General features: G+C 59.3%; 24 protein-coding genes and 1 tRNA gene. 14 read left to right on the top strand and 11 right to left on the bottom strand.

Annotation, left to right across the window (positions count from 1 at the left end):
* Positions 1–4 precede the first annotated feature (4 nt).
* Positions 5–343, bottom strand: coding sequence for an HlyU domain-containing protein (locus tag ACQZ6F_RS16475; RefSeq protein ID WP_449093357.1), 339 nt, complete (start codon positions 341–343; stop codon positions 5–7).
* Between the two features lie 37 nt (positions 344–380).
* Positions 381–1,595: a threonine ammonia-lyase gene (ilvA, locus tag ACQZ6F_RS16470; protein ID WP_449093700.1), complete on the bottom strand. Its 1,215-nt coding sequence runs from the start codon at positions 1,593–1,595 to the stop codon at positions 381–383.
* 403 nt (positions 1,596–1,998) lie between these two features.
* Here ilvA and ACQZ6F_RS16465 point away from each other — a divergent pair, with 403 nt between their 5' ends.
* Positions 1,999–2,340: a hypothetical protein gene (locus ACQZ6F_RS16465; RefSeq protein ID WP_449093358.1), complete on the top strand. Its 342-nt coding sequence runs from the start codon at positions 1,999–2,001 to the stop codon at positions 2,338–2,340.
* 111 nt (positions 2,341–2,451) lie between these two features.
* Positions 2,452–2,536: transfer RNA gene (locus ACQZ6F_RS16460), tRNA-Leu, on the top strand.
* Between the two features lie 76 nt (positions 2,537–2,612).
* On the opposite strand, the gene wrbA is transcribed toward ACQZ6F_RS16460, so the two are convergent.
* Positions 2,613–3,212: an NAD(P)H:quinone oxidoreductase type IV gene (wrbA, locus tag ACQZ6F_RS16455; RefSeq protein WP_068386138.1), complete on the bottom strand. Its 600-nt coding sequence runs from the start codon at positions 3,210–3,212 to the stop codon at positions 2,613–2,615.
* Positions 3,213–3,451: 239 nt separating this feature from the next.
* Here wrbA and ACQZ6F_RS16450 point away from each other — a divergent pair, with 239 nt between their 5' ends.
* The 4 genes from ACQZ6F_RS16450 to ACQZ6F_RS16435 all read left to right on the top strand — a co-directional run bounded on the left by ACQZ6F_RS16450 (position 3,452) and on the right by ACQZ6F_RS16435 (position 10,563).
* A complete protein-coding gene (locus ACQZ6F_RS16450; RefSeq protein WP_077469740.1) occupies positions 3,452–4,225 on the top strand; it encodes a competence/damage-inducible protein A in 774 nt (257 codons plus the stop codon).
* Positions 4,226–4,340: 115 nt separating this feature from the next.
* Positions 4,341–5,186 carry a universal stress protein gene (locus ACQZ6F_RS16445; RefSeq protein ID WP_449093359.1) on the top strand — a complete coding sequence of 282 codons (846 nt, stop codon included), beginning with the start codon at positions 4,341–4,343 and terminating at the stop codon, positions 5,184–5,186.
* Between the two features lie 315 nt (positions 5,187–5,501).
* Positions 5,502–5,999, top strand: a complete 498-nt coding sequence (gpt, locus tag ACQZ6F_RS16440) for a xanthine phosphoribosyltransferase (protein WP_068386133.1) — start codon at positions 5,502–5,504, stop codon at positions 5,997–5,999.
* Positions 6,000–6,765: 766 nt separating this feature from the next.
* Entirely contained in the window at positions 6,766–10,563 is a 3,798-nt protein-coding gene (locus tag ACQZ6F_RS16435) for a vitamin B12-dependent ribonucleotide reductase (protein WP_449093360.1), read from the top strand.
* Between the two features lie 119 nt (positions 10,564–10,682).
* On the opposite strand, the gene ACQZ6F_RS16430 is transcribed toward ACQZ6F_RS16435, so the two are convergent.
* Positions 10,683–11,447 carry a class I SAM-dependent methyltransferase gene (locus tag ACQZ6F_RS16430; RefSeq protein ID WP_077469736.1) on the bottom strand — a complete coding sequence of 255 codons (765 nt, stop codon included), beginning with the start codon at positions 11,445–11,447 and terminating at the stop codon, positions 10,683–10,685.
* 541 nt (positions 11,448–11,988) lie between these two features.
* Here ACQZ6F_RS16430 and ACQZ6F_RS16425 point away from each other — a divergent pair.
* Positions 11,989–13,611, top strand: coding sequence for an ABC-F family ATP-binding cassette domain-containing protein (locus tag ACQZ6F_RS16425; RefSeq protein ID WP_449093361.1), 1,623 nt, complete (start codon positions 11,989–11,991; stop codon positions 13,609–13,611).
* Positions 13,612–13,629: 18 nt separating this feature from the next.
* Here ACQZ6F_RS16425 and ACQZ6F_RS16420 read toward each other — a convergent pair whose 3' ends face one another.
* The 5 genes from ACQZ6F_RS16420 to ACQZ6F_RS16400 all read right to left on the bottom strand — a co-directional run bounded on the left by ACQZ6F_RS16420 (position 13,630) and on the right by ACQZ6F_RS16400 (position 19,932).
* Entirely contained in the window at positions 13,630–14,643 is a 1,014-nt protein-coding gene (locus tag ACQZ6F_RS16420; RefSeq protein ID WP_449093701.1) for a hypothetical protein, read from the bottom strand.
* Positions 14,637–15,575 (bottom strand): methyl-accepting chemotaxis domain-containing protein, encoded by a 939-nt coding sequence (locus ACQZ6F_RS16415; RefSeq protein WP_077469733.1) that lies wholly within the window; start codon positions 15,573–15,575, stop codon positions 14,637–14,639. The genes ACQZ6F_RS16420 and ACQZ6F_RS16415 overlap by 7 nt, the downstream gene beginning before the upstream one ends.
* Positions 15,575–16,393 (bottom strand): hypothetical protein, encoded by an 819-nt coding sequence (locus tag ACQZ6F_RS16410; protein ID WP_449093362.1) that lies wholly within the window; start codon positions 16,391–16,393, stop codon positions 15,575–15,577. The genes ACQZ6F_RS16415 and ACQZ6F_RS16410 overlap by 1 nt, the downstream gene beginning before the upstream one ends.
* The gene (locus ACQZ6F_RS16405) at positions 16,371–17,819 is read right to left on the bottom strand and encodes a hypothetical protein (protein ID WP_449093363.1); all 1,449 of its coding nucleotides are present in this window, start codon (positions 17,817–17,819) and stop codon (positions 16,371–16,373) included. The genes ACQZ6F_RS16410 and ACQZ6F_RS16405 overlap by 23 nt, the downstream gene beginning before the upstream one ends.
* Before the next feature lie 193 nt (positions 17,820–18,012).
* Positions 18,013–19,932 carry a hypothetical protein gene (locus tag ACQZ6F_RS16400; RefSeq protein WP_449093364.1) on the bottom strand — a complete coding sequence of 640 codons (1,920 nt, stop codon included), beginning with the start codon at positions 19,930–19,932 and terminating at the stop codon, positions 18,013–18,015.
* A 237-nt stretch (positions 19,933–20,169) separates the two neighbouring features.
* Here ACQZ6F_RS16400 and ACQZ6F_RS16395 point away from each other — a divergent pair, with 237 nt between their 5' ends.
* The 6 genes from ACQZ6F_RS16395 (at position 20,170) to ACQZ6F_RS16370 (ending at position 23,619) form a co-directional block, all read left to right on the top strand.
* Positions 20,170–21,183: a ketopantoate reductase family protein gene (locus ACQZ6F_RS16395; protein WP_449093365.1), complete on the top strand. Its 1,014-nt coding sequence runs from the start codon at positions 20,170–20,172 to the stop codon at positions 21,181–21,183.
* 106 nt (positions 21,184–21,289) lie between these two features.
* On the top strand, positions 21,290–21,517 hold the full coding sequence (locus tag ACQZ6F_RS16390; RefSeq protein ID WP_077469728.1) for a hypothetical protein: 228 nt from the start codon (positions 21,290–21,292) through the stop codon (positions 21,515–21,517).
* Positions 21,518–21,529: 12 nt separating this feature from the next.
* Entirely contained in the window at positions 21,530–22,471 is a 942-nt protein-coding gene (gene dapA / locus ACQZ6F_RS16385) for a 4-hydroxy-tetrahydrodipicolinate synthase (protein ID WP_449093366.1), read from the top strand.
* A gap of 141 nt (positions 22,472–22,612) precedes the next feature.
* Complete coding sequence (locus ACQZ6F_RS16380) at positions 22,613–22,807, top strand: hypothetical protein (RefSeq protein WP_449093367.1); 195 nt, start codon at positions 22,613–22,615, stop codon at positions 22,805–22,807.
* A gap of 32 nt (positions 22,808–22,839) precedes the next feature.
* Positions 22,840–23,109: a hypothetical protein gene (locus ACQZ6F_RS16375; RefSeq protein ID WP_449093368.1), complete on the top strand. Its 270-nt coding sequence runs from the start codon at positions 22,840–22,842 to the stop codon at positions 23,107–23,109.
* Between the two features lie 201 nt (positions 23,110–23,310).
* Positions 23,311–23,619 (top strand): DUF1883 domain-containing protein, encoded by a 309-nt coding sequence (locus ACQZ6F_RS16370; RefSeq protein WP_068386113.1) that lies wholly within the window; start codon positions 23,311–23,313, stop codon positions 23,617–23,619.
* A gap of 32 nt (positions 23,620–23,651) precedes the next feature.
* Here the strand turns inward: ACQZ6F_RS16370 and ACQZ6F_RS16365 are convergent, their stop codons facing one another.
* Positions 23,652–24,968, bottom strand: coding sequence for a replication-associated recombination protein A (locus ACQZ6F_RS16365; RefSeq protein WP_449093369.1), 1,317 nt, complete (start codon positions 24,966–24,968; stop codon positions 23,652–23,654).
* Positions 24,965–26,368, bottom strand: coding sequence for a DegQ family serine endoprotease (locus ACQZ6F_RS16360; protein ID WP_068386109.1), 1,404 nt, complete (start codon positions 26,366–26,368; stop codon positions 24,965–24,967). The genes ACQZ6F_RS16365 and ACQZ6F_RS16360 overlap by 4 nt, the downstream gene beginning before the upstream one ends.
* Positions 26,369–26,542: 174 nt before the next feature.
* Here ACQZ6F_RS16360 and ACQZ6F_RS16355 point away from each other — a divergent pair, with 174 nt between their 5' ends.
* Complete coding sequence (locus ACQZ6F_RS16355; protein ID WP_449093370.1) at positions 26,543–26,890, top strand: lysozyme inhibitor LprI family protein; 348 nt, start codon at positions 26,543–26,545, stop codon at positions 26,888–26,890.
* Positions 26,891–26,974 lie beyond the last annotated feature (84 nt).

Genomic DNA, 26,974 nt, shown 5'->3' with positions numbered 1-26,974 from the left:
GGAATTAGACTTGGCGGATCTTCTCGCCATCGCCGAACAGCGACGGGCCATTCTGATCGATGATCTGCTGCGCCTTGCGGAAGGTCGATTCCACGGCATCGTCCGACGAGCTGAAAACATCGGCGCGAATGAAGTTGCGCACCAGGATTTCGCCGTTCACGTCCTTCTCGATCCGGCCCATGAGGCGGAACTGATTGCCTTCGCGCTGCGGCGTTGCATGGATCGTGCAACCGGCATGCATCTGAGGCTCGGCACCGACAGTCGAGCCGCCGGACTTTTCGGAGCCCGCCTGCGACGCGCCACCGGTGAAGATCGAGATGATATTTGAAAAGAACGAAGCCATGGATCGCCTTTAGCACGAAGGTTGCAGGCTCGCAAAGTCAAATGATCAGGTTTGCCAGGATGTCGTTTTCGGTGATGTCCTCATACCCCATGCCCGACTTTTCGAACTGGGCGATAAGCTCCTTGAAGTTGTCCGGATTCTTCGTCTCGATGCCGATCAGGATCGAGCCGAAATTGCGGGCGCTCTTCTTCAGATATTCGAAACGCGCGATGTCATCCTCGGGTCCGAGCATGTTGAGGAAATCCCTCAAGGCACCGGGACGCTGCGCGAGACGCAGGATGAAGTATTTCTTCAGCCCGGCGTAACGCATAGCGCGCTCCTTGACGTCAGGCAGGCGCTCGAAGTCGAAATTGCCGCCTGAGACAACGGCGACGATGGTCTTGCCGCGAATGCTGTCGCGATCCAGGGTCTCGAGCGCGGTGATCGCCAATGCGCCGGCGGGCTCTAGCACCACACCCTCGACGTTCAGCATGTCGGCGATGGTGACGCAGATGGCGTTCTCATCGATGAGTTGGACCTGCTCGGCGGCAAAATCCTTCAGCGCGGCGAAATTCAGATCGCCGATACGACCGACGGCGGCGCCATCGACGAAGTTGTCGACCTTGGTCAGCGTAACCACCTGCCCCGCCTCGATGCTGCGCCTGAGGCTCGGCGCGCCGGCCGGCTCGGCGAAGACGAAAGCGTCACGGGCAAGCCGATCGGCAAAATAGCTGGTGATGCCGGCCGCCAGACCGCCGCCGCCCACAGGCAGAAGGATACGGTCGGGCACGACACCTTCCGGCAGCTGTTCGGCGATTTCGGCGGCAACAGTTGCCTGCCCCTCGATGATATCCACATGATCAAACGGCGGCACCATGACGCCGTCGATCTTCTCGACGTGCTCGCGCGCCGCCTGATAGCATTGGTCGAAGAAATCGCCGAAGAGCTTGATGGTGATGAATTCGCCGCCGAAGATGCGCGTCTTGTCGATCTTTTGCTGCGGCGTCGTGACCGGCATGTAGACCACGCCCGGCACGCCGAAATGCCGGCAGACGAAGGCAAAGCCTTGCGCATGATTGCCGGCGGATGCGCAGACGAAGGTCTTCTCCGTGCCGCCCTCGGCAATCACCTTGCGGAAGAAATTGAAGGCGCCGCGAATCTTGTAGGAACGGACCGGCGTCAGATCCTCGCGCTTCAGCCAAATCTCGGCGCCGTAGCGCGCCGAAAGATGCTCGTTCAGCTGCAGCGGCGTTGCGGGAAAGAGACCACGCATGGCCTCGGTGGCTTCGAGAACAGTTTGTTTGTCCACGGTTATCCGTCCTTTTTCAATCCATTCCCGCTATGGCACAGGAAAGATGACCAAAGAAAGCCTGTTTAGCATCCTTTCCGACCTGCAGGATCGATATTGTTCATGATGAATCGTCCGGATCGAGGATAGATGCCTTCCATCCTCGAAATCCCCCCGAAATCTGCGAATTGACAGCACGGACCTGCCTCTCTCCAATACGGGACAGCCATCATGATGATGGTTAGAGGCCCGTCCAAGAACCGACCCGTCGGCTCAGGCGGGCTTCGCCTACCAGCGACAGCGCAAGAGTTAACTTCATAATTGCGCTTGCGATTGAGAATCGCGCGAAAGGTGTTTATCCCGATATTATTCTAGGGAGACCATCATCATGCGCTTGATCCGATCCGCGTCATTCGTCTTCACTCTCGCCATTCTGGCCTCCTGCACACCGCAGAAGGAAAGCTTCGAGAAGGCGATCCCGATCTTGAAGGAAAGCCCGAGCGCCCGTGCGCTGGTCGCCGAAAAGTGCATGTCGCAGCACTTGCCTTCAGAAACGCTGGATGAGATCGCCTTTTATGTGAAATCGCAGAAAAGCGACGCGAAGCGGCTTTTCTGCCAGCGGCTGACGAACGGCCTCGCTTTCGGAAAAATAAGCTATGCGGATTTCAAAGCCCTCTTCCAGCAGAAGAAGGCAACCCCGGCACTCATCGCAGTCCTCAAAGGACGCTGAGCTTATCGCACCGGATACTTCTTGTAGCGCGGCGCGCCCAGGCCAGCTGGCTCGCTTTCGTCAAAACATTTCCTTGACTGAATCGCTCAAGTGCTTGAAGGGGAAAGGCACGCGGACGTGGCGAAACTGGTAGACGCAAGGGACTTAAAATCCCTCGGAGTGATCCGTACGGGTTCGACCCCCGTCGTCCGCACCAAACACGAAATCCTTCATGCCCAAACGAAAAAGGCGCAGCTTCCGCCGCGCCGTTTCCTCAATATGCAAAGCTCGAATTAGGCGGTCAGCTTGGCAGCGATCTTGGCGACATGGGCCCCCTGGAACTTTGCTGCTTCCAGCTCGATTTCGGAAGGCTGGCGCGAGCCGTCGCCGTTGGTGATGGTGGAAGCGCCGTAGGGCGAGCCGCCCTTGACTTCCTCGGTGCCCATCTGGCCCTGGAATGCATAGGGAAGGCCTACGACAGCCATGCCGTGGTGCAGCAGGGTGGGGATGAAGCCGAGGATGGTCGATTCCTGGCCGCCGTGCTGGGTGGCAGAGGATGTGAAGACCGAGCCGACCTTGCCGACCAGCTTACCGCCGAACCAGAGACCGCCGGTCTGATCCCAGAAATTGCGCATCTGCGAGGCGACCGTACCGAAGCGGGTGCCTGCGCCGACGATGATGGCATCGTACTCGGCCAGTTCGTCAGGCGTTGCAACAGGTGCTTCCTGATCGAGCTTGAAATAGGAGGCCTTTGCGACCTCTTCCGGCACGAGCTCGGGCACGCGCTTCACGGTGACTTCGGCGCCAGCGGACTTTGCGCCTTCTGCGACGGCATAGGCCATCTTCTCGATGTGACCGTAAGCCGAATAGTAGAGAACCAGAACCTTAGCCATGAACGTCTCCTGTTTTTTGGACGCGTTGAGTGTCGAGGGAAGTTCTAGCAGCGATGCGATAGCAGCGCAGCCCCCATGCCCAGAACGCACTGTTCATCCCCTGTAGACGAAAATTCATTTGTGGCGCTCTGCAGTGACCGATGGCGACGCAAAAACCATGGTTTGCATTCGCAGAAAACGGCGTTACCTATTTCAAAGCTTTTGCGAACGCGCCGCTGCGCAACTCCACGGATGTTTTCATGACCAACGATACCATTGTCACCGCCGCCATGCTGGCTATCGGCGACGAACTGCTCTCCGGCCGCACCAAGGACAAGAATATCGGCCATCTCGCCGATGTGCTGCTGCTCGCCGGAATCGATCTGAAGGAAGTCCGGATCGTCGCCGACGATGAGGATGCCATCGTCTCGGCGCTGAACGCGCTGCGCAGTCAGTACGACTATATCTTTACCTCCGGCGGCATCGGCCCGACGCATGACGACATTACCGCCGATGCCATCGCCAAGGCGTTCGGCGTGGCTTGCGAACATGATGCCGAAGCCATGCGGCTGATGGGTGAAATGTATGCAAGACGCGATATGGAATTCACCGAAGCCCGCCAGCGCATGGCGCGCATGCCCGTGGGATCGAAGCATATCCCCAATCCAGTCTCGACCGCTCCCGGCTTCAACATCGGCAACGTCTATGTGATGGCCGGCGTGCCGCAGGTTTTCCAGGCGATGCTCGACAATGTCATCCCGACGCTTCGAACCGGCGTGCGCATGCTGTCGACGGCGATTTCCTGCCCTTATGGTGAAGGCGAAATCGGTACGCCGCTCGGCCTCATCCAAAAGGCACATCCGGATACCAGCATCGGCTCATATCCGCGCTATGTCGGCCAATTCTTCTCGACAGAAATCGTCGTAAGAGGCCGCTCCGCCGAGCTTGTTGAAAGCGTCGCTGGCGAAGTGCGAGCGATGATCGAAACGATCCGGCAGTCGAAAGCCAAGGAAAATCAGTCCGCTGAAGCGTAACCTTCAACGGCGGCGTGCATTTTGTTGTGGAACCGGAACGATCTCGGCGCATTATTCTGAAGCGGAATGCTGATATAATGAAACGATCCAACCCTTCCGCATGGGAGATCACGTCATGTCCTATAAAACCATAGTGACCGTCCTCGACAATCCCGACAACACGCGCGTCGCCGCCGATTTTGCGGCGGCCTTTGCCAAGGAGCATGGCGCCCACATTGTCGGCCTGCATGCGGAAGTCGTCTCCACAGTGCCGCTGGTGGCGCCGATGGAAATCCCGGACCCTGTCGCCGTTCAGGCGCTTCAGGATGTCGCCCATAACCAGGCGATCGAAGTCGAGCGTCTGTTCCGCACGAAAATGGAAGGTGCGGGCCTCGATTATGACTGGCACAGCTTCACCAGCACCGTCGGCTACGGCACCGAGCCGCTGATCGAAAGCGCCCGCAGCGCCGACCTGCTGGTTGCCGTGCAGCCCGACCCGTCCAAATATGCCGACACCCAGGTCGATGTCGAAACCTTCCTGTTCGATAGCGGCCGCCCGGTCCTGCTGATCCCCTATATCCTGAAGGAACCGAAGCCCGTTCGTCGCGTGCTGATCGCATGGAATGGCTCCAAGGAAGTGGCGCGCGCCACCTTCGATGCCCTGCCCTTCCTGAAAGCTGCCGATTCCGTGGAAATTCTCTCAGTCAGCACCTCGGAAAAGGAAACCCATCCCTCCAAGGAAAGCGGCGTTCAGATTGCGGCGGCTCTTACGCGCCACGGCGTTCGGGCCAAGTTCGAAACAGCCGCCTGCTCCGGCAAGTCAACGCCCTCGCAGGTCATCGAAAATCGCCTTGCCGACAACAGCATCGATCTGCTCGTCATGGGCGCCTATACCCATTCCTGGCTCTGGCAGATGATCTTCGGCGGCACGACGCGCACATTGCTGCAATCCATGACGGCGATGACGCTTCTCGCCCGGTAATCGGCGAGAATGCCGGAAGCGAAGGTTTCCGGCGGGGATGTGCACTAGTCCGTTGCTTTGCCGCTATTGCCTTTTGACGGTAAATCCAGCAGAAAGCAGCGACCGATGACAGAATTCCCGCCAGGGAACCGTTCGCGCGGTCGATGGAACATGATCCCGAAAGACACCTAGCTCTTTCCCGGATGAGATCCTGTTCAAGCAGATAGCAGCGAACCGCGTTCCGGATTTGGTTCATGGTCCGCGCCCGCCGCGGGGTCTGCTCAGGGTCGCCGGCGCGCCGGTGCGTCGTTATTCCATGCCCCGGAGCCTGTTGCCATGTCCCTGCCCGATAAAGCCTTTCCCGTATCCTGGGATCAGTTCCATCGCGATGCCCGCGCGCTTGCCTGGCGGCTTGCAGGCCTTAACCGCGAATTCAAGGCGATTGTCTGTATCACCCGTGGTGGCCTCGTGCCTGCCGCCATCATCTCGCGAGAGCTCAACATCCGCCTGATTGAGACGGTCTGCGTCGCCTCCTATCACGATTATTCCAGCCAGGGTGAAATGAACCTGCTCAAGGGCATCGCACCCGAACTTTCCGTCAATGGCGGCGAAGGCGTTCTCGTCGTCGACGATCTGACGGATACCGGTAAGACGGCCCTCGAAGTCCGCGCCCTCCTGCCGAAGGCGCATTTCGCCTGTGTCTACGCCAAGCCGACCGGCGTTCCAACAATCGATACCTTCATCACCGAGGTCAGCCAGGACACCTGGATCTACTTTCCATGGGACATGGGCTTCACCTATCAAGAGCCGATTGCCAAGGGTCATCGCGGCTGAAGCTGAATGGCCGTTGCGCGAATCAGCATTGATTCGGCGCAAGGCGTCAAAGCGAGCCAGGACAGTCATAATAGAGGTGGGCGCTGCGGCGCCCACTATATTTAGTGGATGCCATCTGACGAGAACGTGTGAGATTCAAGGCGTTCCGAACGAATCATAATACGCCACGGCATGCTTTTGCCTCGCTGCCAATGGCTTGAGGGTCACGGTCACAATTTTGTCGCTTTTGACTCCGGCAGTGATGACATTCGCCCTATTCATCATCGCAGCAAGCACGAGCATCCCCCCTCAAGTTCTTGAATCTTCTACCCTCCTGACGTTTCCCCAATTTCCACAGATGAGCCCACAAGATATTGTGGTTAACAATCCATCTCAAACCACCCCTTGACGGACTCATGTCTTTCAAAGTTAATGGACGACGTTGCGGCGGCGACTGGACCAGGCGATTTTATGAGGGCTGGTTCTCAATTCGAAATCGGATTTGGATTCAGGGCGATACACTCTTGGTAGTGGCCGCCATGGGGCTTTTTGTGCCGATGCCGATGCTGCCGAAAAAACACATGCGGGGACTGGCGGCAATAAGCTGTTAATACTATATTTAGTGTTTGCAGCCACCATCACCACAAGATACAGGAAGCCATCTCCGGGTGACACCTCCTGTCAGAAAGCGGATTGAAGACTGGCTGCGCGTTGAAATCGCGAGGCCGGATAGGGATTTTTGCGCCCTTTCCCCTCACGGGCGCGCCAACGAATGAGGATTGGGACCATGCGCATCGAACGTCGCTTTACGAAGGCCGGCCAGTCAGCTTACGCGGATATCGAATTCCGCAAGGCGACCAGCGAGATCAAGAACCCCGATGGGTCGATCGTCTTCCGCCTCGAAAACATTGACGTGCCCGCGCAGTTCTCGCAGGTCGCCGCCGATATCCTGGCACAGAAATATTTCCGCAAGGCCGGCGTTCCCGCCAAGCTCAAGAAGGTTGAGGAAAATGACGTTCCTTCCTTCCTCTGGCGCTCCGTGCCTGACGATGCGGCGCTGAAGGATCTTCCCAAGGAGCAGCAGACCGGCTCCGAAATCGACGCGCGACAGGTCTTCGATCGCCTGGCCGGCACCTGGACCTACTGGGGCTGGAAAGGCGGCTATTTCTCGTCGGAAGAAGACGCCTCCGCCTTCCGTGACGAACTTGCCTATATGCTCGCCACCCAGCGCGTCGCTCCGAATTCGCCGCAGTGGTTCAACACCGGCATGCACTGGGCCTACGGCATCGATGGCCCCGGTCAGGGCCACTATTACGTCGACCCCTTCACCGGCAAGCTCACCAAGTCCAAGTCGGCCTACGAGCATCCGCAGCCGCATGCCTGCTTCATCCAGTCCGTCGAAGACGACCTCGTCAACGAGGGCGGCATCATGGATCTCTGGGTTCGCGAAGCCCGTCTGTTCAAGTATGGCTCCGGCACCGGCTCCAATTTCTCGCTGCTACGCGGCGAAGGCGAAAAGCTCTCCGGCGGCGGCCGTTCGTCCGGCCTGATGAGCTTCCTCAAGATCGGCGACCGCGCTGCCGGCGCCATCAAGTCGGGCGGCACGACGCGCCGCGCCGCCAAGATGGTCGTCGTCGACATCGATCATCCGGATATCGAGGATTACATCAACTGGAAGGTCAAGGAAGAGCAGAAGGTTGCTGCCCTCGTTACCGGTTCGAAGATCGTCGCCAAGCACCTGAAGGCGATCATGAAAGCCACCGTCAATTGCGAAGGTGACAATGACGATTGCTTCGACCCGGCCAAGAACCCTGCCCTGAAGCGCGAGATCCGCGCGGCAAAGAAGGACCAGGTTCCTGAAAACTACGTTCAGCGCGTCATCCAGTTTGCTCGCCAGGGCTACAAGGATCTGGAATTCAAGACCTACGACACCGACTGGGATTCGGAAGCCTATCTCACCGTATCGGGCCAGAATTCCAACAATTCGGTCTCCATCAAGGATGACTTCCTGCGCGCCGTCGAGAACGATGGCGACTGGAACCTGACCGCCCGCAAGGATGGCAAGGTCATCAAGACCCTGAAGGCACGCGACCTCTGGGAATCCATTTCCTACGCCGCCTGGGCATCGGCCGATCCGGGCCTGCATTTCAACACGACGATGAACGACTGGCACACCAGCCCGGCGGCCGGCCCGATCCGCGCATCCAATCCGTGCTCGGAATACATGTTCCTCGACGACACGGCCTGCAACCTCGCTTCGCTGAACCTGATGACCTTCAAGGACGCGGCGACGAAGCGGATCAACATCGCCGATTACGAACATGCCGTCCGCCTCTGGACCGTCGTTCTCGAAGTCTCCGTGATGATGGCGCAGTTCCCGTCGCGCCGCATTGCCGAACTCTCTTACGAATACCGCACGCTTGGCCTCGGCTACGCCAATATCGGTGGCCTGCTGATGTCCTCGGGCATTCCCTATGACAGCGATGAAGCCCGCGCCATCGCCGGCTCGCTGACCGCCATCATGACCGGCATCTCCTACGCAACCTCGGCGGAAATGGCCTCCGAGCTCGGGACGTTCCCGATGTTCCAGCCGAACCGCGAGAATATGCTGCGCGTCATCCGCAACCATCGCCGCGCCGCTTATGGCGAGACCACGGGCTATGAAGGCCTGTCGGTCAATCCGGTGGCGCTGATCCATTCCGAAAATCCGGATCAGGATCTCGTCGCCCATGCCAAGGCTGCCTGGGACAAGGCCCTGGACCTCGGTGAAAAGCACGGCTACCGCAACGCCCAGGCCACCGTTATCGCGCCGACCGGCACGATCGGCCTCGTCATGGATTGCGACACGACCGGTATCGAGCCCGACTTCGCTCTCGTGAAGTTCAAGAAGCTCGCCGGTGGCGGCTACTTTAAGATCATCAACCGCGCCGTTCCGGAAGCGCTGCGTGCACTCGGCTATTCCGAAAGCCAGATCGCCGAAATCGAGGCCTATGCCGTCGGCCATGGCAATCTGAACCAGGCTCCGGCCATCAACCCCTCGACGCTGAAGGCCAAGGGCTTCACGGACGAGAAGGTCGAAGCGGTCAATGCTGCGCTGAAGAGCGCCTTCGACATCAAGTTCGTCTTCAACCAGTGGACGCTTGGTGCCGACTTCCTGAAGGGAACGCTGAAGGTTTCCGACGAACAGATGGCCGATATCGGCTTCAACCTGCTTGATCACCTCGGCTTCTCCAAGAAGGACATCGAGGCCGCCAACATCCACGTTTGCGGCGCGATGACGCTGGAAGGCGCTCCGTTCCTGAAGAACGAGCACCTCGCCGTCTTCGATTGCGCCAATCCCTGCGGCAAGATCGGCAAGCGTTATCTCTCGGTTGAAAGCCACATCCGCATGATGGCGGCTGCCCAGCCGTTCATCTCCGGCGCGATCTCCAAGACGATCAACATGGCGAACGAAGCAACCGTCGAAGATTGCAAGAACGCCTACATGCTCTCCTGGAAGCTCGGCCTCAAGGCCAACGCGCTCTATCGCGACGGCTCCAAGCTCAGCCAGCCGCTCAACTCGTCGCTGATCGAAGACGACAATGACGAAGATGCGCTGGAAGAATTCCTGCAGGCTCCGGCTGCCGCACAGGCTGTCACCATCACCGAGAAGATCGTCGAGCGCGTGATCGAAAAGGTCATCCGCACGCAGGAGAAGCTGCCGGGCCGCCGCAAGGGCTATACCCAGAAGGCAAAGATCGGCGGACACACGATCTTCCTGCGCACCGGCGAATATGACGACGGCCGCCTCGGCGAAATCTTCCTTGACATGAACAAGGAAGGCTCGGCACTGCGCGCCTTCATCAACAACTTCGCGATCTCGGTCTCGCTCGGCCTGCAGTATGGCGTGCCGCTCGAGGAATATGTCGACGCCTTCACCTTCACCAAGTTCGAGCCGGCAGGAATCGTCACCGGCAACGACGCCATCAAGAACGCGACATCGATCCTCGACTACGTGTTCCGTGAACTGGCGATCTCCTATCTCGGCCGCCACGACCTCGCTCATGTCGACACCTCCGACTTCAACAACACGGCACTTGGCCGTGGTGTTTCCGAAGGCAAGGCCGACGTCGTCTCGAAGGGCCTGACCCGCGGCTACAAGCCGACGCTGGTTCCCACCAGCGGCGAGCAGGTCAAGGGGGCAGCCACAGCCGCTCCGGCACGCGCCGCTTCGCTCGCAAGCGTGACGGCCTTTGCCGGTAACACGGTGCGCAAGCTGGAACCGACCAGTGCCATCTCCACCTCCGAAGTCGTCGCCTTCAAGCGCGATTATGAAGAGCGCGCGAAGGAACTGGCCGAAGAGATCGCAGAGGAACTGGTGAGCGAAACCGCCGAATCCTCCACCGGCCTCTTCACCGACAAGGCCGCCAGTGACGCCGCATCCGCCAAGACGGATGCCAAGAAGCTGGAATCCGAACGCCGCGCCCGCTCCATCATGCAAGGCTACACCGGCAACATGTGCACGGAATGCCAGAACTTCACGATGGTTCGCAATGGCACCTGCGAAAAGTGCGACACTTGCGGCGCAACGAGCGGCTGCAGCTGAGCGCTGGAATTTGACTGATCACTTGGAAAGGCCCCGGACGAAAGTTGCGGGGCCTTTTGATTTGAAGTGCTCTTGAGCGCGGGTATTCGCTCCGGCTTTAACGCCGGCGGTCCAGTAAACTATGCGAATGAAAGGACGGTGTGCTCGCCGACCGTAGTGTAGCGCCAGCGTCCGGAATGGATCTCGGTGGGCAGAGTTCGATCCAGATAGCTACGCAATTTTGTCAAGGTAGCAGGCTGTTCCGAAAAGGTCGTCAGGAATAGCTTGTTCTGGAAAATCAGGAAGGGAGCAAGCCGCCGGTTGGCAACCTGCATGTATCTGTAGAATCCTTCCGTCACCGTCGGCCAATGCACGCCCATAAAGTCATCGAGAAGCACGACGCCTCCCGGAACAAGGAGTTCTTGAGCAATGTGCATATCGTTGACGACGTGAGCGATCGTGTGCCCTCCGTCGACCGACATCAACCGCACTCCCGTCACACCAAGCTTGTCCCGCGCCGTGACCGGCGTCAAAGACATGCTGTCAGCGGAAATGGCGGTGACCCTCGATGCATATTCTGGAAAAAGCTTCTCCAGGTGCTGGCTGAATATGCTCAGCGATCCCTTCCCGCTGTGATCCAAATTCTTCTGCTGATCCTCAAAAAGATCGACAGCCACACAGTGTTCATCGTCTCTCGATGCTGCCGCAAGCAGGAAGAACAGCTTGCCATGATGAACGCCGATCTCCAGGATATCGCCGGTGACATTGTCGGCAGTATGCAATTCACGAACAAATTTCAGGATATGCGGAATTCTGTCGCCAACCCATCCATGAACTTCACTCCAAGCTTTTCTCAGAGTTACATCCAGGACATCGACATCACCTGACACCGCAGCCATCTGCATTTTTCGCCCCCTATTATCATCGAGTTAAAGAATGAGCGAAACCCGTCGGGTGTGCGCTCCGATTGCCAAAAGCTCCGATGTCTGTTCAAGGCGACTTTCAATTACCCGGTGAAATCTCTCGTCTTGGAACCCGCATTTTCCAAGAGAGAGCCCATGTAATCAAATCGGCCAAGCGTCGACCACGCCCGCAAGCTAGAAGGCAATATTCACTTGATGCCAGCCAGAAACCGTCTGGCTTGTACGTATTCGGGCATACCGATAATATTTTTCGGAAATTCGGTTATTGTGACAGAATTACCGGTCAAAGCTTTCTATCGCCCGTTTTGGGAACGTATAGTCTGTAAAAATACGATGATTGATGTCGCCGTTGCGTGATTCTACGATTGAGATGCCGGAAACTCCGGCCGACCGGCATGGATAGGGATTCATTTATCTAGCCACGGCGTCCCTGGCTCCCGATCATATCATCAAAAACCTGCGACAGAACTGACAACCCGTGGCATAAGGCCCCCGAAAACTTATTTGTGGGCCGCGCATAGACATGATCCGTATCGAAAACATCAGCAAGCAGAACAGCCATCGCATCCTCTTCATCGAGGCATCCGCCGCACTTAACAGGGGCGAGAGTGTCGGGCTCGTCGGCCCCAATGGTGCCGGCAAGACCACCCTTTTTCGGATGATCACCGGACAGGAGCAGCCCGACGAGGGCCAGGTCTCAGCCGATAAAGGCGTGACCATCGGCTACTTCAACCAGGATGTCGGTGAAATGGCCGGGCGCAGTGCCGTTGCCGAAGTGATGGAAGGCGCCGGCCCCGTCAGCATCGTCGCTGCCGAATTGCGCGAGCTGGAAGCAGCCATGGTCGATCCGGACCAGGTCGACAAGATGGATGAGATCATCGAGCGTTACGGCGAGGTGCAGGCGCGATACGAGGAACTGGACGGCTATGCTCTCGAGGGACGCGCCCGCGAGGTTCTGGACGGTCTGAGCTTCAGCCAGGAAATGATGGACGGCGATGTCGGCGCGCTATCTGGCGGCTGGAAGATGCGCGTGGCGCTCGCCCGCATCCTGCTCATGCGCCCCGATGTCATGCTGCTCGACGAGCCAAGCAACCATCTGGACCTCGAAAGCCTGATCTGGCTGGAGTCCTTCCTGAAGGGCTATGAAGGCGCATTGTTGATGACCTCGCACGACCGCGAGTTCATGAACCGCATCGTCACCAAGATCATCGAGATCGACGGCGGCAACCTGACCAGCTATTCGGGCGACTACGAGTTCTACGAGCAGCAGCGCGCCCAGAACGAGAAGCAGCAGCAGGCACAGTTCGAACGCCAGCAGGCCATGCTCGCCAAGGAAATCAAGTTCATCGAGCGCTTCAAGGCGCGCGCCTCGCATGCATCGCAGGTGCAGAGCCGCGTGAAGAAGCTGGAAAAGATTGATCGAGTCGAGCCGCCGAAGCGTCGTCAGACGGTCGCCTTCGAATTCCAGCCCGCGCCACGCTCGGGTGAAGACGTGGTCAACCTGAAAAACGTCCATAAGAAATACGGCAGCCGCATCATCTATGAAGGACTTGATTTCGTGGTGCGTCGCCGCGAGCGCTGGTGCATCATGGGCATCAACGGCGCCGGCAAGTCCACCTTGCTGAAGCTGGTGGCAGGCTCGGCGCAGCCGGACGAAGGCAGCGTAGCCTTGGGTGCCAGCGTCAAGATGGGTTATTTCGCCCAGCACGCCATGGATCTTCTCGACGGCGAGCGCACCGTGTTTCAGCAACTCGAACATGATTTTCCGCAGGCGGGGCAAGGCTCGCTGCGGGCTCTTGCCGGTTGCTTCGGCTTTTCCGGCGATGATGTCGAGAAGAGATGCCGGGTACTGTCCGGTGGCGAAAAGGCGCGGCTGGTCATGGCGATCATGCTCTTCAACCCGCCGAACCTCCTCGTGCTCGACGAGCCGACGAACCATCTCGATCTCGACACGAAGGAAATGCTCATCAAGGCTCTGTCGCAATATGAGGGCACCATGCTGTTCGTCTCGCACGACCGGCATTTCCTTGCGGCACTCTCCAATCGCGTTCTGGAGCTGACGCCCGAAGGCATCCATCAATATGCCGGCGGCTATACCGAATATGTGGCACGTACCGGCCACGAGGCGCCAGGCCTGCATGGCTGACGCTCTTGTCCGCCGCCGTCAGTGCACGTCGGCGGGCAATGTGGTTCCGGCATTGATGACGGCAACCGGCGCGGTTCTGCCGCGCACGCGGATCTCGATGCGGCGGCGTGACTCCACGGCGCCGCGCTGGCCCGATGTCACCGTATCTCCGGGCAGGATCAATTGCGCGGCCGACATCGGCAGGATGGTGGCATCCTTCAGCTTGGGATTGGCCTTGAGCACGTTGGCAACAGCGATGGCGCGGGCAAGCCCAAGACCGGCATTGTCGGCGGGCTGCAGGGACGATACCGGCAGCTTGCCATCCATCGCATTGATAATCGTATCGTCGAGGTTGGACTTCTCTCGCGCCACCGGCTGCTCATCCGTATGGCCGATCACTTCGACGATATTGGCACCGTAGAGGCTCAGATTGCTGGCGATCTCGTCTGTGATCGTCGTGGTCAGTAACTGAGCGAAGGTGCCGGTGAGCTCGGCACTGCCCGACTGGAAATAGTTCTTCTTGGCATCGTCGAGATTGATGATCGGCGGCCAGTCATGCGCACCGCCGCCGCCGCCGTTGCCAGCCAGCAGCTTGTTGACCTCGTCAGGCGCGGCCGCCAGCGCGATGTTATGCTCTTTCAGCACCGCGGCAACCTTCGAAAGCGACTGCAGATCGGCCGGCGTCGCGCCTTCGTCCACTATGCTGTCGAGCGTCTCCTTCGCCAGCACCAGCTCCCGCCATTGCTTGCCCACCACGGCCTTATCGGCGGCAGAGAGATCGCCGGAAACGACCTTGGACTGCAGCAGCACGATCTCGGCCGTCTGCTCTGCCCGCCTCTTCTCAAGCGAGGTGACCTGCTGTTCGGCTTTCTCGAGTTTGCGCTCGATTTCATAGCGGCGATTTCTCTCCGCCGAAATCATGGCCGCAGCGACCAGCAGCAGGCAGAAGACGAGGAGCAGCATGGATTCGGCCATCGTCAGACCGAGAATAAGGCCACGATTATAGCCTTTATGCTCCAGTCTTGGCGCGCCGTCCGGCGTCCCCGTTACCATAGATGCCACCAGCGTTTTCGCGGCACCGCTTCATCATCCGCTGCGTTATCCCCTTCGGCTTTCCGCTTCGGCAACGGCGTTTGCCCCATGGCTTCCGCCATGCGGCCGAGCGCCTCTTCGATGTTGCGCAGCGGCTGCAATTGCGCCTCCGACATCTCCTTAATGGCGACGATCGCCGGGGCCAGCTCGGAGCGGACGACGTCCTCAGGCGAACGGATCTCTTCCAGCTTCCGGCCGACGCTTTCGACGGCGGTGCCGAACTTGCCGATGATCTCCGATAGCTGCGACGTCGTCGCCGTCAGTTGCGCCGCTGCGTCGTTGATCGGGGTCACCGCTTGTTTTGCCAGCGTCTCCAGGATCTTGTTGATCTCCTCGCCATTGCGCTCGGCCTGGTGCGCGATCTCTTCGAACCCCTCCGACAACATCTGATTGCTGACCCGTCGATAGTGCGAGAACTCGCGTGACGAGGAATCAAGCTCGGTGCGCACCCGCCGCGTCATCTCCGCAAGCTCATGGCGTACACTGCGCTCGATATCGATCGGGTCGCGCCGCATCTGATTGAAGAGGATGCGCAGCGTCACGCCGGCGATGGTCGAGGTGACGGCGATACCGAAATTGCGGACGATGGTCTCGATCGATGTTTCGCCGGCAAAGAGATAAAGCGAAACGCCCAGGCTCGACAGGGTGAAGAGAAAACCCATGTAATAGAGGTTGTCGCCGGTCTGCTCGTTGTGCAGGCGAAATCCCGCGAAGGCCAGCGAAGCCACAAAGTAAATCCCCATCAGCAGCAGCGGCACGCCCGTCACGATCGGCAGCGACCAGCCCAGGAGTTTCGACGACCAGATGAAGATCATGCCGCCGATGGTAGCGGATGCAAAAAGAACCATCGGGCCGTAGTCTCGAATGACGTATCGCGCCTCGGTTCCGGCCATCAGCGTATCCCCTCCAATCGCACGAATCCGTCGAAATGGCCGTTGTTGCTCTTGATCCATTGCGCCCAGAAGTTGGCGAGATCTTCCATGCTGAACTTGATATTCGGCCTTTGGAAGGCAAGTATCCTGACCGAGACACCATCCAGTGACGTGCGGAAACGGTCGTTTGCCGGGCTATGCTGGTACTTCTGGTAGGAAGCGCCATCGCGATAATTCGAGAAGGCAGCTGTATGCTCGATCATGTCGGAAGCGACGTAGAGCCGCTTCGGCATGCCACCCGCCGCACCGGAAAAAACCTCCAGATTGATCTTCTGAATGGCCGCCATGATCGGCGATTGCCTGCCGGACTCTCCCTCGGTCAGCTTGCCGGCGATATCGGCGAGCGGCTTCTGGAAGCCCTTTTCCCAGCGGGCTTGGGCCAAACGCGGATTGCTGGTCCATTCGTCGACATTTGCGCCGCTTCCCGGATTGCAGCCATGAAACGTCTGGATGAGCTCGCCTTCCTTCTCCGTCAGCGCATAGATATCGATCGCGCCGCCGATCGGCACGTCCGCCACGATCTTCTGGAACTGGTTGCGCAGATCGAGCGCGGTCGTATCCGAGATCGGATCGGTGACATCGAGCAGGATCGCCGTTTCCGCCTTCGGGCCATCCACCGGGCAAAGCGACGCCTGGTCGACGGCGACATTGCCGCCCGCCTTGTAGCGCAGCCAGCCATAGGCGCCGACGATCCCCAGGGACAGGACGGCGAGGCAAACCGTTGCGATGATGAGGCCGGCGGAACCGCCGTGCCGGCTACGCCGCTTGCGTCGCGCCAAGGATGCTCTCCGGGAAAAGATTGTCGAGCTTGTGATACTTGTCGATAGCCCGTTCGAATTCGTCGCCGATCTGCTTGATCTGCTCGGATAGCTCGCCCTGCGCGCTCTGGACACGAGCGCCGAGCACCTTGTCGTCCAATTCCTCGTCGGTGCGCATCACCGGTGTCAATCGCTCCATCTTGTAGGCGGACAGGAAATAGGGCGGCTCCGGCTCGGCGCGGGCCGATCTATTGGCATCGCGGTAAGAGGTGAGCAGCACATTGGCTGCACGCTCCAGATGGTTCTGATGTTCGGCAAATAGCCCCGCCGTCCGGCCACGATGGGCGATAATGGCTGATGTCTCCTGCCGGCGAAGCGAGAGATCGCGGATGATTGCCTCTATCTGGCTGTTGTGCTCGTCACGAATCTCGCGCAGGTCATCGATCAGATCGAGTTTGCGGTCGATATAATTGTCCCTCGCCGCATCAAGACGCTTCTGCACTCCGGCGAAACCTGGATAGGGATCGGTCAGATAGCAGCCGTCAATGAAGGCAAAGAGCGAGAACATAAGGCCGACGGCAAAGAGCATCCAGGAATTAAGCTCCTGCAGTCCGAGCGGCGCTGTCTTCAAGCGCTGGATCACCTCGGCACCGGCGCCGCTCAAAATGGTGGCCGATACCTCGCGATAATGCGCCAGCGCGATGTTGATCCCGAGAGCTACAGCGATATAGGCGACGAGCCCAAGCAGGCCGAGCAGTTTCAGCGCATAGGAGCGATGTACGAGAAAGCGGACGCAGAAGAAGGAAAACATCAGCGCGGTGCCGATGTTCAGGAAGGCGAAGGCCGCCGCCTCCGTCACACCGCCAACGACACCCTGCTCACTCCCCTTGGCAAGGAAGCTGCCATTCATCACCATTTCGATGAGGATGAGAAAGACGATGAGGGAGACCTTGAAGCCCCATGCCGCTTTGCTCGAGACTTTCGCGGCGCGCTGCAATCTGTGCCGGGCCTTGAAATCCACCATTTCATCTTCGGCGGTCTTCAGATTGCGCCGAAGGCCATGCAGTTCGTCGACGCCGCTTGCCACCTCGGCACGAAAATCCGACAGGCTGGAGGCGTTCGCCTGACGGATCAGCCCGAACTGGCCTTCGAAATCGAGGTTGCGCAGGCGACTGTCGAAGGTTTGGAATTGATCTTCGAGGACCTGATAGGAACTCTTCTTCTCCGCCTCGACCCAGGCGACGATACGCTGTTCCGTCTCGTCGAATGATTGGGCGCCCGTGGCCGGCCGGTTCAGCCTTCCCGCTGCCGCACCTTTCTCCTTCAGATCGAGTGTCGATCCGAGCTTCTCGATATCGATGACGGGAAAGACATCCGTCGAGGCCCGGAAATCATGGCTGGTCTCCCGAACACTTTCCCAGAGGCGGTTTAAGGCTTCGAAACGCAACGATCTTCCCCGGCAAATTCATCAACTTAGAAAGGACAAAACGATAGATCGATACCGCACCGGTTGTTCCCGGTCCAGAGCGATATAGCCGAGGTTAGGATGCGATTGTGGTAAAGACTAGCCCGAACGGATGTCGATTGGAAAACGCCTGTTTTGATCCCGTCAAAACCTGCTGTGATGATGAGAGTGCCGACTATGCTTCGCCCGAATTGGGGGCGCTCTTCCAGAAGCCGGCCCGGCGCAGCCCGTCTCGATAAATCTCGTGCTGCCATTGCTCCTTGAACGGTATGACGGAAAGCCACTTGTCGACGTCGAAGCCGGGATTGGCCTGATGCACGCGTCGAACAAAGAACCCTGCCCTCTCCTCGTCGCCAAGCATCGCCCAGCTGGCAGCAGAAATCCTGTCTGCCAAGCTGGTATCCGCCATCCGAGCGATATAGCCAAGGGCAGCGTCAAAAGAGCCGAGCATGTAGCTGGCCGCCGAAGCAATCCACAAATAGGAGTCGGGACTAAGCGGATTGAGCGCGAGCGCATGTTCGATCTTCTGCAGACCCAGATCAGGCTTGGATGCATAGACCAGGGCTTCGGCGTGATCGGCGATAATACCGGCATGGTTCGGATTGAGGGCATCGGCAAGCTCCAGAGCCTCGATGCTCTCGTCGTTTGCGCCCTGGAAGCTTTTTGCGACACCAAGCTCGCGGTAGCCGTCCGCGATGTCACGCCGCGCGGCAATAGCCTGCAGGGCATAGGCTTCCGCCTCCTGCAAAAGAGCCGCATCGTCTCCCGCGGTCAACAACCATTGCTTCGAATAGGTACGGGCAATGGAGCCCAAGGCGGGAGCGAAGGGCCCGCCACTCTGCAGCGCAGCCTTCAGCTCTGTCCGCGCTTTCTGCAGGTTCGATACGGAGAGACGGTCCAGATAGCGGCGGCCAGCGAGATAGCGTTGATGACCAGCCGGATTTCCCTCGAAATGGGATCTTGTCATCTCGCATCGCTCGATCTGCCCGGCCAGCGACAGGACGAGGTGACGGGAAATCTCCTGCCGCTGCTGTCCATGAGCGCATGGTGCAATCTTTAGCCGGTCCGCCCAGACGATCTCATCGCTCGCTGCGTCGACAAGCTGCGAGAACAACAGGGTCTCGTTATCGTGGCCACTGAACCGCATCTCCAGCGCATATGACCGCTCCTGCCGATCCAAGGTCCCGGCTGGAGCTGCGTTGCGCCAACCGATCTGGATCGCCCTGCCGCCCTCATTCGCCTCAAGGCTGTTCAGCGCACAGAAACCAATGGTGACATCCTCGACAAGGGATGATGCGTCATATCCACAGGCCGGCCCGTCAGGTGGAGACAGGACCAGGAATGGCATCCGGATCTCTTGAGGTACGGCCGCCAAATCTGCCAGCAGCGAGATGCCCTTCTCGTCACGGAGATGCGGCGATCCAGACTTGCGCGCCCACCATGCGGCCAAAAGCGCATTGCGCCGCCCGGAGAGCTGCCGAAAATGCTCTGCCTCCCCGAAAGCATCGAATATCTGCAGCAAAACTGGATGGATATCCCGGTCCTGCGGGTCGAGGCTCAGAAATAGGAAGGCCGCCGCCCTCACCAGACCGGCATCGTCCGCTGTGGTCGCCTCGGCAGCAGCCTTGATCGTCTCCCTCAGCATCCGGATATGGTGACGCTTCTGCCTTGCACGCCATCCAAAGAAAACCGCGCTCTCGCAATCGACATCAGGCAGGAACTCCGCCGGGAGCGTCTTCGTTAGCAACTGCAGCCTTGCGAAAACCTGGCCGTCAGCAGTCGCGTCGAGAGCAGAGATATCGGAGGCCAGCAGATGCGGCTCAAGCTCGACCGTGCTCTCGTTGAAACGAAGAAATGTGCTACCCAGCTCTCCCTGACGAGTCCTTATCCTTGAAACCAGCTTGCGCAGATTGACTTGCGCGCCGCCATTGTCATCCAGCCCCCACAGAAGCTGGGCGATCGCGCTGCGCGGCGCGCGTGATGTCGGCTCCGTCATGAGATAGGCAAGTATCAACAGCCCCTTCTCGGGAAACGCGACCTTTCGGCCATCGCCATCCAGAAGCTTCAAACCACCAAACGTATGCAGTGAAAACATGATCTTGTTCACGAAATCCGCACCGACCCATGCCGGCGGCACAAGCCGATACTATTTTTCTTGCCGGATTGATTCCATTTGAGCTCGAACGAGCATGGCGAAATTTCCATATGCCGATAATGTGAAGGAAGGCTTCGCGATTTTCAATTCCAATTGCCGCCGACCTAATGAACCATTCGCCAAATCACCGACGTGACATAATTTTCAGCGCATGCGATCTGACTGGAGCTCCAAGCCATGACGTCTTCCCCCTTCAAGAATATCTGTATCTACGGCGCGGGCGCACTCGGTGGCGCGATTGCGGCAAAGCTGGCTTCCTCCGGCGATCAGGCGAAGGTCTCTGTCGTCGCGCGCGGGGCGCATCTGGAAGCCATTCGCTCCGGCGGCATTCATCTTTGGGAAGCAGAGGCAAGCAGCGCGCTCGTGGCACAAGTGACGGCAACGGACGATGCGGGCGAGTTGCCACCACAGGATCTCGTCATTACCGGCCTCAAGGGTCATCAGCTGGCGGCGGCCGTGCCCGGCATCGCCAAGCTGCTGCATGCCGGCACCCGCGTCGTGATGATCCTCAACGGCGTACCGTGGTGGTATTTTCACCGGGATCGGCAGAGCGGCCATGCCGAGCACCAGATGGAAGAACTGGACGTGAATGGCGATCTCTGGCGACTGATCGGTCCCGAGCGCGTCATCGGTTGCGTTGCCTATCAGGGAGCGGAGGTCGCCAATCCCGGCGAGATCAGGCTCAGCAACAAGGGCCATTTCATCCTGGGTGAGCCGTCCGGCGAGACAACGTCCGACATAGAGGCCATCGCAGCACTGCTGCAGCAGGCCGGCGTCACCGTCTCCATTTCCGCGCGCATTCGCGACGATATCTGGAGCAAGCTGATGGGCAATGCCGCCTTCAATCCGATCAGCGCTCTGACGCGCGGATTGATGTCCGACATCATGAACGACCCCGCTCTTTCGGTGATGGTCGGCCAGGTCATGAGCGAGGTGAAAGCGGTCGCCGAGGCTTTGGGCGCGCAAGTGCCGATGTCGGTCGAGGAGCGTCTCGAACACTCGCGCCAGATCGGGCCGGTACGGACCTCGATGCTGCAGGATCTGCTTGCCGGCAAGGCGCTGGAGATCACGCCCCTCGTCGGCGTCGTCGTTTCGCTCGGCAAGCTGACGGGCGTTGCAACGCCGGTTTCGGCAACGATCCTGGCGCTGGTGAGGCAGCTCGATCGGAAGAACCTGCAAGCGGCCGGATAGCGCTTTCCGGTCCTTTATATCGCACTTACTTCTTCGGCTCCGGCCGCGAATGGATTTCCTATGTCGCCCGGCACTACGCTTCTGTTGAAATACGGAGGCAGCTGCCATGCTCGATACACACGCACCAAACCTGACGGAATCCATCCGCGTCCTCGTCCACAATAGCGATGAGAGACACCATCGCACGACCGCATCGGTTCCAACGGCGAAGGCCCGACCGAGGCGCCAGCCCCGCGATCGGCAGATACGCGAGAAACGTACATTTCAAGCGATGTTCGCCTTCGGGCTGCTGCTTGGCGGCCTCGAGCTCTTCATCGTGCTGCATTATCTTTGAGGCGCAGCCGAGATGAAAAGGCCAAGCTTTCAAAGACGCATCGGCGGCGCGATCACCGCCCTTGTCACCCCGTTTCATAACGGCGTTTTCGACAGCGTCGATATGATGGCGCATGTGGAATGGCAATTGCTGAGCAGCGTTGACGGGCTCCTCGTTTGCTCCCTGACCGGCGAAGGCCCGACGCTGACGGAGGCGGAACGGCTTCGCGCCATCGAAATCTGTGTCGAACTTTGCGAGGACCAGGTGCCCGTCATCGTCGCATCCGGCACGAACGACACGGCAACGACCATCGCGGAAACGCTGCAGGCGCAACGACTTGGCGCCGACGCCGCCCTTGTGACGGTGCCCTACTATTCAAAGCCGACCCAGAAGGGCGTGCTTCATCACTTCGAACAGCTTGCCGCCCATACCGAGCTGCCGCTCATCGTCCACAATCAGCCATCGCATACCGCAATCGATCTCGCTCCGGCGACCGTCCTGCGACTGGCGGAGATTCCCGGGATTATCGGGATTTGTGATGACAGCAGCGATATCTCGCGCATCGATCGCTGGCGATCCCAGCTGCCCGAGCGATTAGGGCTCTATACGTCTAACGATGCCAGTGCGTTTGCCTTCACTGTCGCAGGCGGCCGTGGCTGCTTTTCCAGCGCGGCGAATATCGTGCCGCGATTATTCCAGTCCATGCAGCATTCGGCGGCCTGTGGCCATATCAGCGCAGCCCAATCCATCGACGAACGCCTGCAGCCGCTATTCAATGCGCTAGCGCGTGAAAGCGAGCCGGCGACCATCAAGCATGCCCTGTCGCTGGTGCGGTATATCGCAGCCGATGTGCGCCTGCCGTTGGTCGGCGTAGCCAATGAAACCGCGACGGCGATCCAGACTGCCCTCGCACAGTTTCAAGCCGACGGAAGCGGCCGCTTTGCCTCCCGCCGAACCTTCCGGCTGGGATTGTAAGATCACGTCATCCCTATGAGATTTTTATATTTTTGCCATTCGAGGCAAATGGAAATCCTAGCAACTCACCCATAGATTCAAGAGCGTGGCACCCATGGTCCAGCGGACCTCAGGTGCCGGTGACACTGGAAAGGAACTACGATGTCACGCTATACGCATGCCGGCCTAACCGCCGATCCCCTCCAACGCCCTCGCGCCGTGGCCCTTGCCGGGGACGAACGGCATCTCTCTTCAGACGCGCTGCTGCATGGCCTTCGCTCCATCGCTCCGCGCCTCGGGCTTGTCTTCCTCATCGCCGGCGTCCTCCAGATGCTGCTGCATTGGGCCGGACATTGAACCTAACCGAAGAGATCCAAGAGGAAGAAAAAATGGCAAACGCACAGCATATCCAGCGCCGCTCGGCTCACGGCCCCTTTTCGCCGGCACCGGCCCGCTTCGTCATCGGCCGTGATCGCCGCGGCAGCTGGATCGTCCAGGACCGTCAGGGGCTCGTCGGCGGCCTGTTCCGCAACGAGGCCGCTGCCCTGCACTTTGCGGCTGAAGAATGCAACCATAACCCGGCCGACATCTGCCACGCGCCGGAAGGCGCAGTCCTCGACCTGGATGGTTTCGTATTCACCTCGTCCAATCTGCACTAGACCCAGATCAACCCGAGTAAAACTTGCGCAGCGGTTCTCCATCTAAAATTGCGTAAGAACAATAGTTTAGAGCGGTTGAGCGGTTCTGAGAAACGCTCAACCGCTCCAGGGCAGGCTTCGACAGCTGCAACCCGACCAAACGCTTCCTTAACCCGCCTTGAGTAGGTTTTTGGCACGGGTGTCCCAGAGAATAGAAACAAGATGTCGAAGCCTGCTTTCCGCTACAGCCATTACGATCTCAAAGAACAGCACGCCGGTACGGTGATCGAGATTACGCTCTCGGCTGTCGCCAATGTCAGGCTGATGAACAGCTCTAATTTCGAGCGCTTCACGGAAACCCTCAAGCATCAGTTCCTTGGCGGCGTCGCCAAGAAATCCCCGATACGGCTGGTCATTCCGGAGGCCGGCCATTGGCATCTGGTCGTCGATATGGAAGGCCACAAGAGCCTGGCGGAATCGAGCGTCAAGATGGTGGACAGGGTAACCGTTCCACGTATGCAAAAAGCATAGCGGAAAGCAGTCACCAGCAGGTGATTTGCTGATTAGCGCTCGCCGCGCTCCTTGCGCAGCTTCGACCACCAGTCCAGCCGCTTGCGGATTTCGCGCTCGAAACCGCGCTCGGGCGGATCGTAGAAGGTCTGGCGGCCCATCTTCTCCGGAAAGTAATTCTGGCCCGAAAAGGCATCCGGCTCGTCATGATCGTAGCGATAGCCGTCGCCATATCCCTCGGTGCGCATCAGTTTCGTCGGCGCGTTGAGGATATGCTTGGGCGGCAGCAGCGAACCGTTCTGCTTCGCGGCTTGCGTCGCCGCCTTGAAGGCGGTGTAGACGGCATTCGATTTCGGGGCGGTGGCGAGATACACGCAGGCCTGCGCCAGCGCCAATTCACCCTCCGGTGACCCCAGGTATTCATAGGCGTCCTTGGCGGCGTTGCAGATCACCAGCGCCTGCGGATCGGCAAGGCCGATATCCTCGACTGCCATGCGCACCAGCCGCCGGCCGAGATAGAGCGGATCCTCGCCGGCATCGAACATGCGGGCGAGATAGTAAAGCGCTGCGTCGGGATCGGAGCCGCGAACGGATTTGTGCAGGGCCGAGATCAGATTGTAGTGCCCGTCCTGCGCCTTGTCGTAGACTGGAGCTCGGCGCTGGACGATCTTGATCAGCATGTCAGGGTCGAAAAGCTCGTCCTTGCGCGCGGCACGCCAGACCTCTTCCGCGAGCGTCAGCACCGAGCGCCCGTCGCCGTCGGCCATGCCGATCAGGCTGGCGCGCGCATTTTCGGTCAACGGCAGCGGCTTGCCCTCCACCGCCTCGGCGCGTCGCAGCAGCTCCTCCAGGCTTTCCTCATCATGCGACTGGAATGTGAGGACACGGGCACGGGACAGAAGAGCGGCGTTGAGTTCGAAGGACGGGTTCTCCGTCGTCGCACCGACCAGGATCACCGTGCCGTCCTCCATGACGGGCAGGAAGCTATCCTGCTGGGCACGATTGAAGCGATGGATCTCATCGACGAAAAGAAGGGTCTGGCGACCATCCATGCGGCGCAGGCGCGCTGCCTCGAATACCTTCTTCAGATCGGCGACGCCTGAAAAGATCGCCGATATCTGTTCGAAGGCAAGACCCGCCTCGCCCGAAAGCAGCCTTGCGACCGTCGTCTTGCCGGTGCCGGGCGGCCCCCAGAAGATCATGGAGCCGAGCGAGCCGGCTTCGATCATCCGGCGAAGCACGCCGTCTTCACCGGTCAGATGCGATTGGCCTGTGACCTCGGCCAGCGTTTGCGGCCGCAGGCGATCGGCCAGAGGCCGCTTGTTTGCGACCTCCTCCGGTATCCGCGGTGCAAACAGGTCATTACTCATCGGAAGAACTGCCGGATGCGCTGGCCGTCACGCTCGATTTCTACGCGCCAGAAGCTCGGATTGGAGCCGACGGTCCGCTGCAATATCTCGGTCGAGTTGACGTTGACACCGTTGATCGAGACGACGATGTCACGCGGCGCGAAACCGAGACGCGCAGCTGGCGAATCCGACTTCAGGCTCTCGATGACGACACCGGTGGAATCAGGCGGCAGATGCAGTTCATCGGCGACGCGCGGCGAAAGATTGGCAACCGTTGCGCCCGAGAAGGGATTGTTGCCCTGGATCTGCCTCTCGTCGCGCGGCGTCGATTCAGGCGCTGCGGCAAGCGTCATGCTGGCCTCATGCTCCTTGCCATTGTCGAGCACGGTCAACGATACGGTGGCGCCAAGCCCTGCCGTGGTCAGGCGATAACCCAGCGCATCGGGATGCTCGACCGGGATACTGTTGAGTGCGGTGATCACCTCGCCGGGCTTCAGGCCAGCCTTGGCGGCGGGGCCACCGTCGACAACCTTGGTCACCAGTGCGCCGCGCACCTTGTCGAGGCCAAGCGCTTCGGCAACGTCAGACGTCACAGGCTCGAAGGATGCGCCGATATAGGGCCGCTCGAAAGACTTGTCGCCACGGTCGGAGGCGGCCAGGAAGACCTTGACCAGATTGGCAGGGATGGCAAAGCCGATGCCGTTGGAGCCGCCGCCTTGCGAGAAGATGGCCGTGTTGAGCGCGATCAGCTCGCCATTCATGTTCACCAGCGCGCCGCCGGAATTGCCGGGATTGATCGAGGCATCCGTCTGAATGAAGAAGCCGACCTCGTTCTTTACCTGGTTGCGGGCGAGCGCCGATACGATACCACTCGTCACCGTCTGTCCGACGCCGAAGGGATTACCGATCGCCAGCACGAGATCGCCGACCTCGACCGCATCGGAATTGGCGATGGGCAGGATCGGGAAGGTCTCGTTCTTTGACTGGATCTTCAGGACCGCGAGATCGACCCTGTCATCCTTCAATATGACCTTGCAGGGAAATTCGCGGCCATCCGACAGCGCGATCTTGATATCGTCGGCGCCATCGATGACGTGATTGTTGGTGATGACAGTGCCGTTGGCCTCGACGATGACGCCAGAGCCCAGCGAGGACTGCTTCTCGGTGCGATTCGGCATGCGCTGGCCGAAGAACTGCTCGAAGAAGGGATCGCCGGCGAAGGGCGACTGCCGCTGCACCTGGCGCTCCGCATAGACGTTCACCACGGCACCGGCGGTCTGCTTGACCAGCGGCGCAAAGGAAAGCTGCATCTGCACCTGATTTTGCGGCACCGACTTCGCCGTCTGTGCTTCAGCGGAAAGCGGCATCACCATTGCGAGGGCAATCATCGAAACGGCAGTGCGCTTCAGGAGGACATGCATGGAAATTTCCCTTTTTAATTCTCTTTAAACAACGTTGTAGCGCCCGACGCTAGAAAGGAAAGAGGGCGGAAGCATGAAGCATAAATGGAAGTTTTCAGCGATAAAAAACAGGTTCGGTGAACAAAAACATGCTGTCATGCATTTCGCGTTGGGAATCGTCATAGGGAGCCAAACATGCGATTGAACCATCTAGCCGCCGCCGTCCTTCTCCTCTCTCTCGGCACTGCCGGCACTTCGTATGCCGCCAGCTTCGATTGCGAGGCGCAGACCCTGAAGCCCGATGAGAAGAAAATATGCGACGTCAGGGCGCTTAACGACGCCGATGTGAAGATGGTGACGACTTTCGACCTGCTTTCCGGCCTGCTCGCCATGGGCGCGCGCGGCACGATGCAGGATCAACAGACGGAATGGCTGAAGAAGCGGCAGGCCTGCGAAGCCGATGTCGCCTGCCTGACCACATCCTATGAGGAGCGCCTGAAAGTGCTCAACGACACGTACAAGCAGATCAATCGGCCGCTTTAGCCGTGGATTTGAAACCTCCCCTCTCTCCGCCTGCGGGGAGAGGGCTAGGGTGAGGGGCTACCGCAGGTTCGGCAAAATCCGCTG

This window comes from Rhizobium sp. A22-96, assembly GCF_053521805.1.
The sequence above is the reverse complement of the archived record's forward strand: the minus strand, read 5'-3'. Positions and strand labels throughout refer to the sequence as shown.

Coding starts and splice junctions, on each gene's coding strand:
- ACQZ6F_RS16430 (WP_077469736.1), bottom strand. CDS start 11,447: ATGCAGATGGCTGCGGTGTCAGGTGATGTCGATGTCCTGGATGTAACT.
- ACQZ6F_RS16465 (WP_449093358.1), top strand. CDS start 1,999: ATGCGCTTGATCCGATCCGCGTCATTCGTCTTCACTCTCGCCATTCTG.
- ACQZ6F_RS16435 (WP_449093360.1), top strand. CDS start 6,766: ATGCGCATCGAACGTCGCTTTACGAAGGCCGGCCAGTCAGCTTACGCG.
- ACQZ6F_RS16420 (WP_449093701.1), bottom strand. CDS start 14,643: ATGGTAACGGGGACGCCGGACGGCGCGCCAAGACTGGAGCATAAAGGC.
- ACQZ6F_RS16415 (WP_077469733.1), bottom strand. CDS start 15,575: ATGGCCGGAACCGAGGCGCGATACGTCATTCGAGACTACGGCCCGATG.
- dapA (WP_449093366.1), top strand. CDS start 21,530: ATGAAAAGGCCAAGCTTTCAAAGACGCATCGGCGGCGCGATCACCGCC.
- ACQZ6F_RS16400 (WP_449093364.1), bottom strand. CDS start 19,932: ATGTTTTCACTGCATACGTTTGGTGGTTTGAAGCTTCTGGATGGCGAT.
- ACQZ6F_RS16370 (WP_068386113.1), top strand. CDS start 23,311: ATGTCGAAGCCTGCTTTCCGCTACAGCCATTACGATCTCAAAGAACAG.
- ACQZ6F_RS16395 (WP_449093365.1), top strand. CDS start 20,170: ATGACGTCTTCCCCCTTCAAGAATATCTGTATCTACGGCGCGGGCGCA.
- wrbA (WP_068386138.1), bottom strand. CDS start 3,212: ATGGCTAAGGTTCTGGTTCTCTACTATTCGGCTTACGGTCACATCGAG.
- ACQZ6F_RS16445 (WP_449093359.1), top strand. CDS start 4,341: ATGTCCTATAAAACCATAGTGACCGTCCTCGACAATCCCGACAACACG.
- ACQZ6F_RS16380 (WP_449093367.1), top strand. CDS start 22,613: ATGTCACGCTATACGCATGCCGGCCTAACCGCCGATCCCCTCCAACGC.
- ACQZ6F_RS16360 (WP_068386109.1), bottom strand. CDS start 26,368: ATGCATGTCCTCCTGAAGCGCACTGCCGTTTCGATGATTGCCCTCGCA.
- gpt (WP_068386133.1), top strand. CDS start 5,502: ATGTCCCTGCCCGATAAAGCCTTTCCCGTATCCTGGGATCAGTTCCAT.
- ACQZ6F_RS16450 (WP_077469740.1), top strand. CDS start 3,452: ATGACCAACGATACCATTGTCACCGCCGCCATGCTGGCTATCGGCGAC.
- ilvA (WP_449093700.1), bottom strand. CDS start 1,595: ATGCGTGGTCTCTTTCCCGCAACGCCGCTGCAGCTGAACGAGCATCTT.
- ACQZ6F_RS16355 (WP_449093370.1), top strand. CDS start 26,543: ATGCGATTGAACCATCTAGCCGCCGCCGTCCTTCTCCTCTCTCTCGGC.
- ACQZ6F_RS16375 (WP_449093368.1), top strand. CDS start 22,840: ATGGCAAACGCACAGCATATCCAGCGCCGCTCGGCTCACGGCCCCTTT.
- ACQZ6F_RS16390 (WP_077469728.1), top strand. CDS start 21,290: ATGCTCGATACACACGCACCAAACCTGACGGAATCCATCCGCGTCCTC.
- ACQZ6F_RS16365 (WP_449093369.1), bottom strand. CDS start 24,968: ATGAGTAATGACCTGTTTGCACCGCGGATACCGGAGGAGGTCGCAAAC.
- ACQZ6F_RS16425 (WP_449093361.1), top strand. CDS start 11,989: ATGATCCGTATCGAAAACATCAGCAAGCAGAACAGCCATCGCATCCTC.
- ACQZ6F_RS16475 (WP_449093357.1), bottom strand. CDS start 343: ATGGCTTCGTTCTTTTCAAATATCATCTCGATCTTCACCGGTGGCGCG.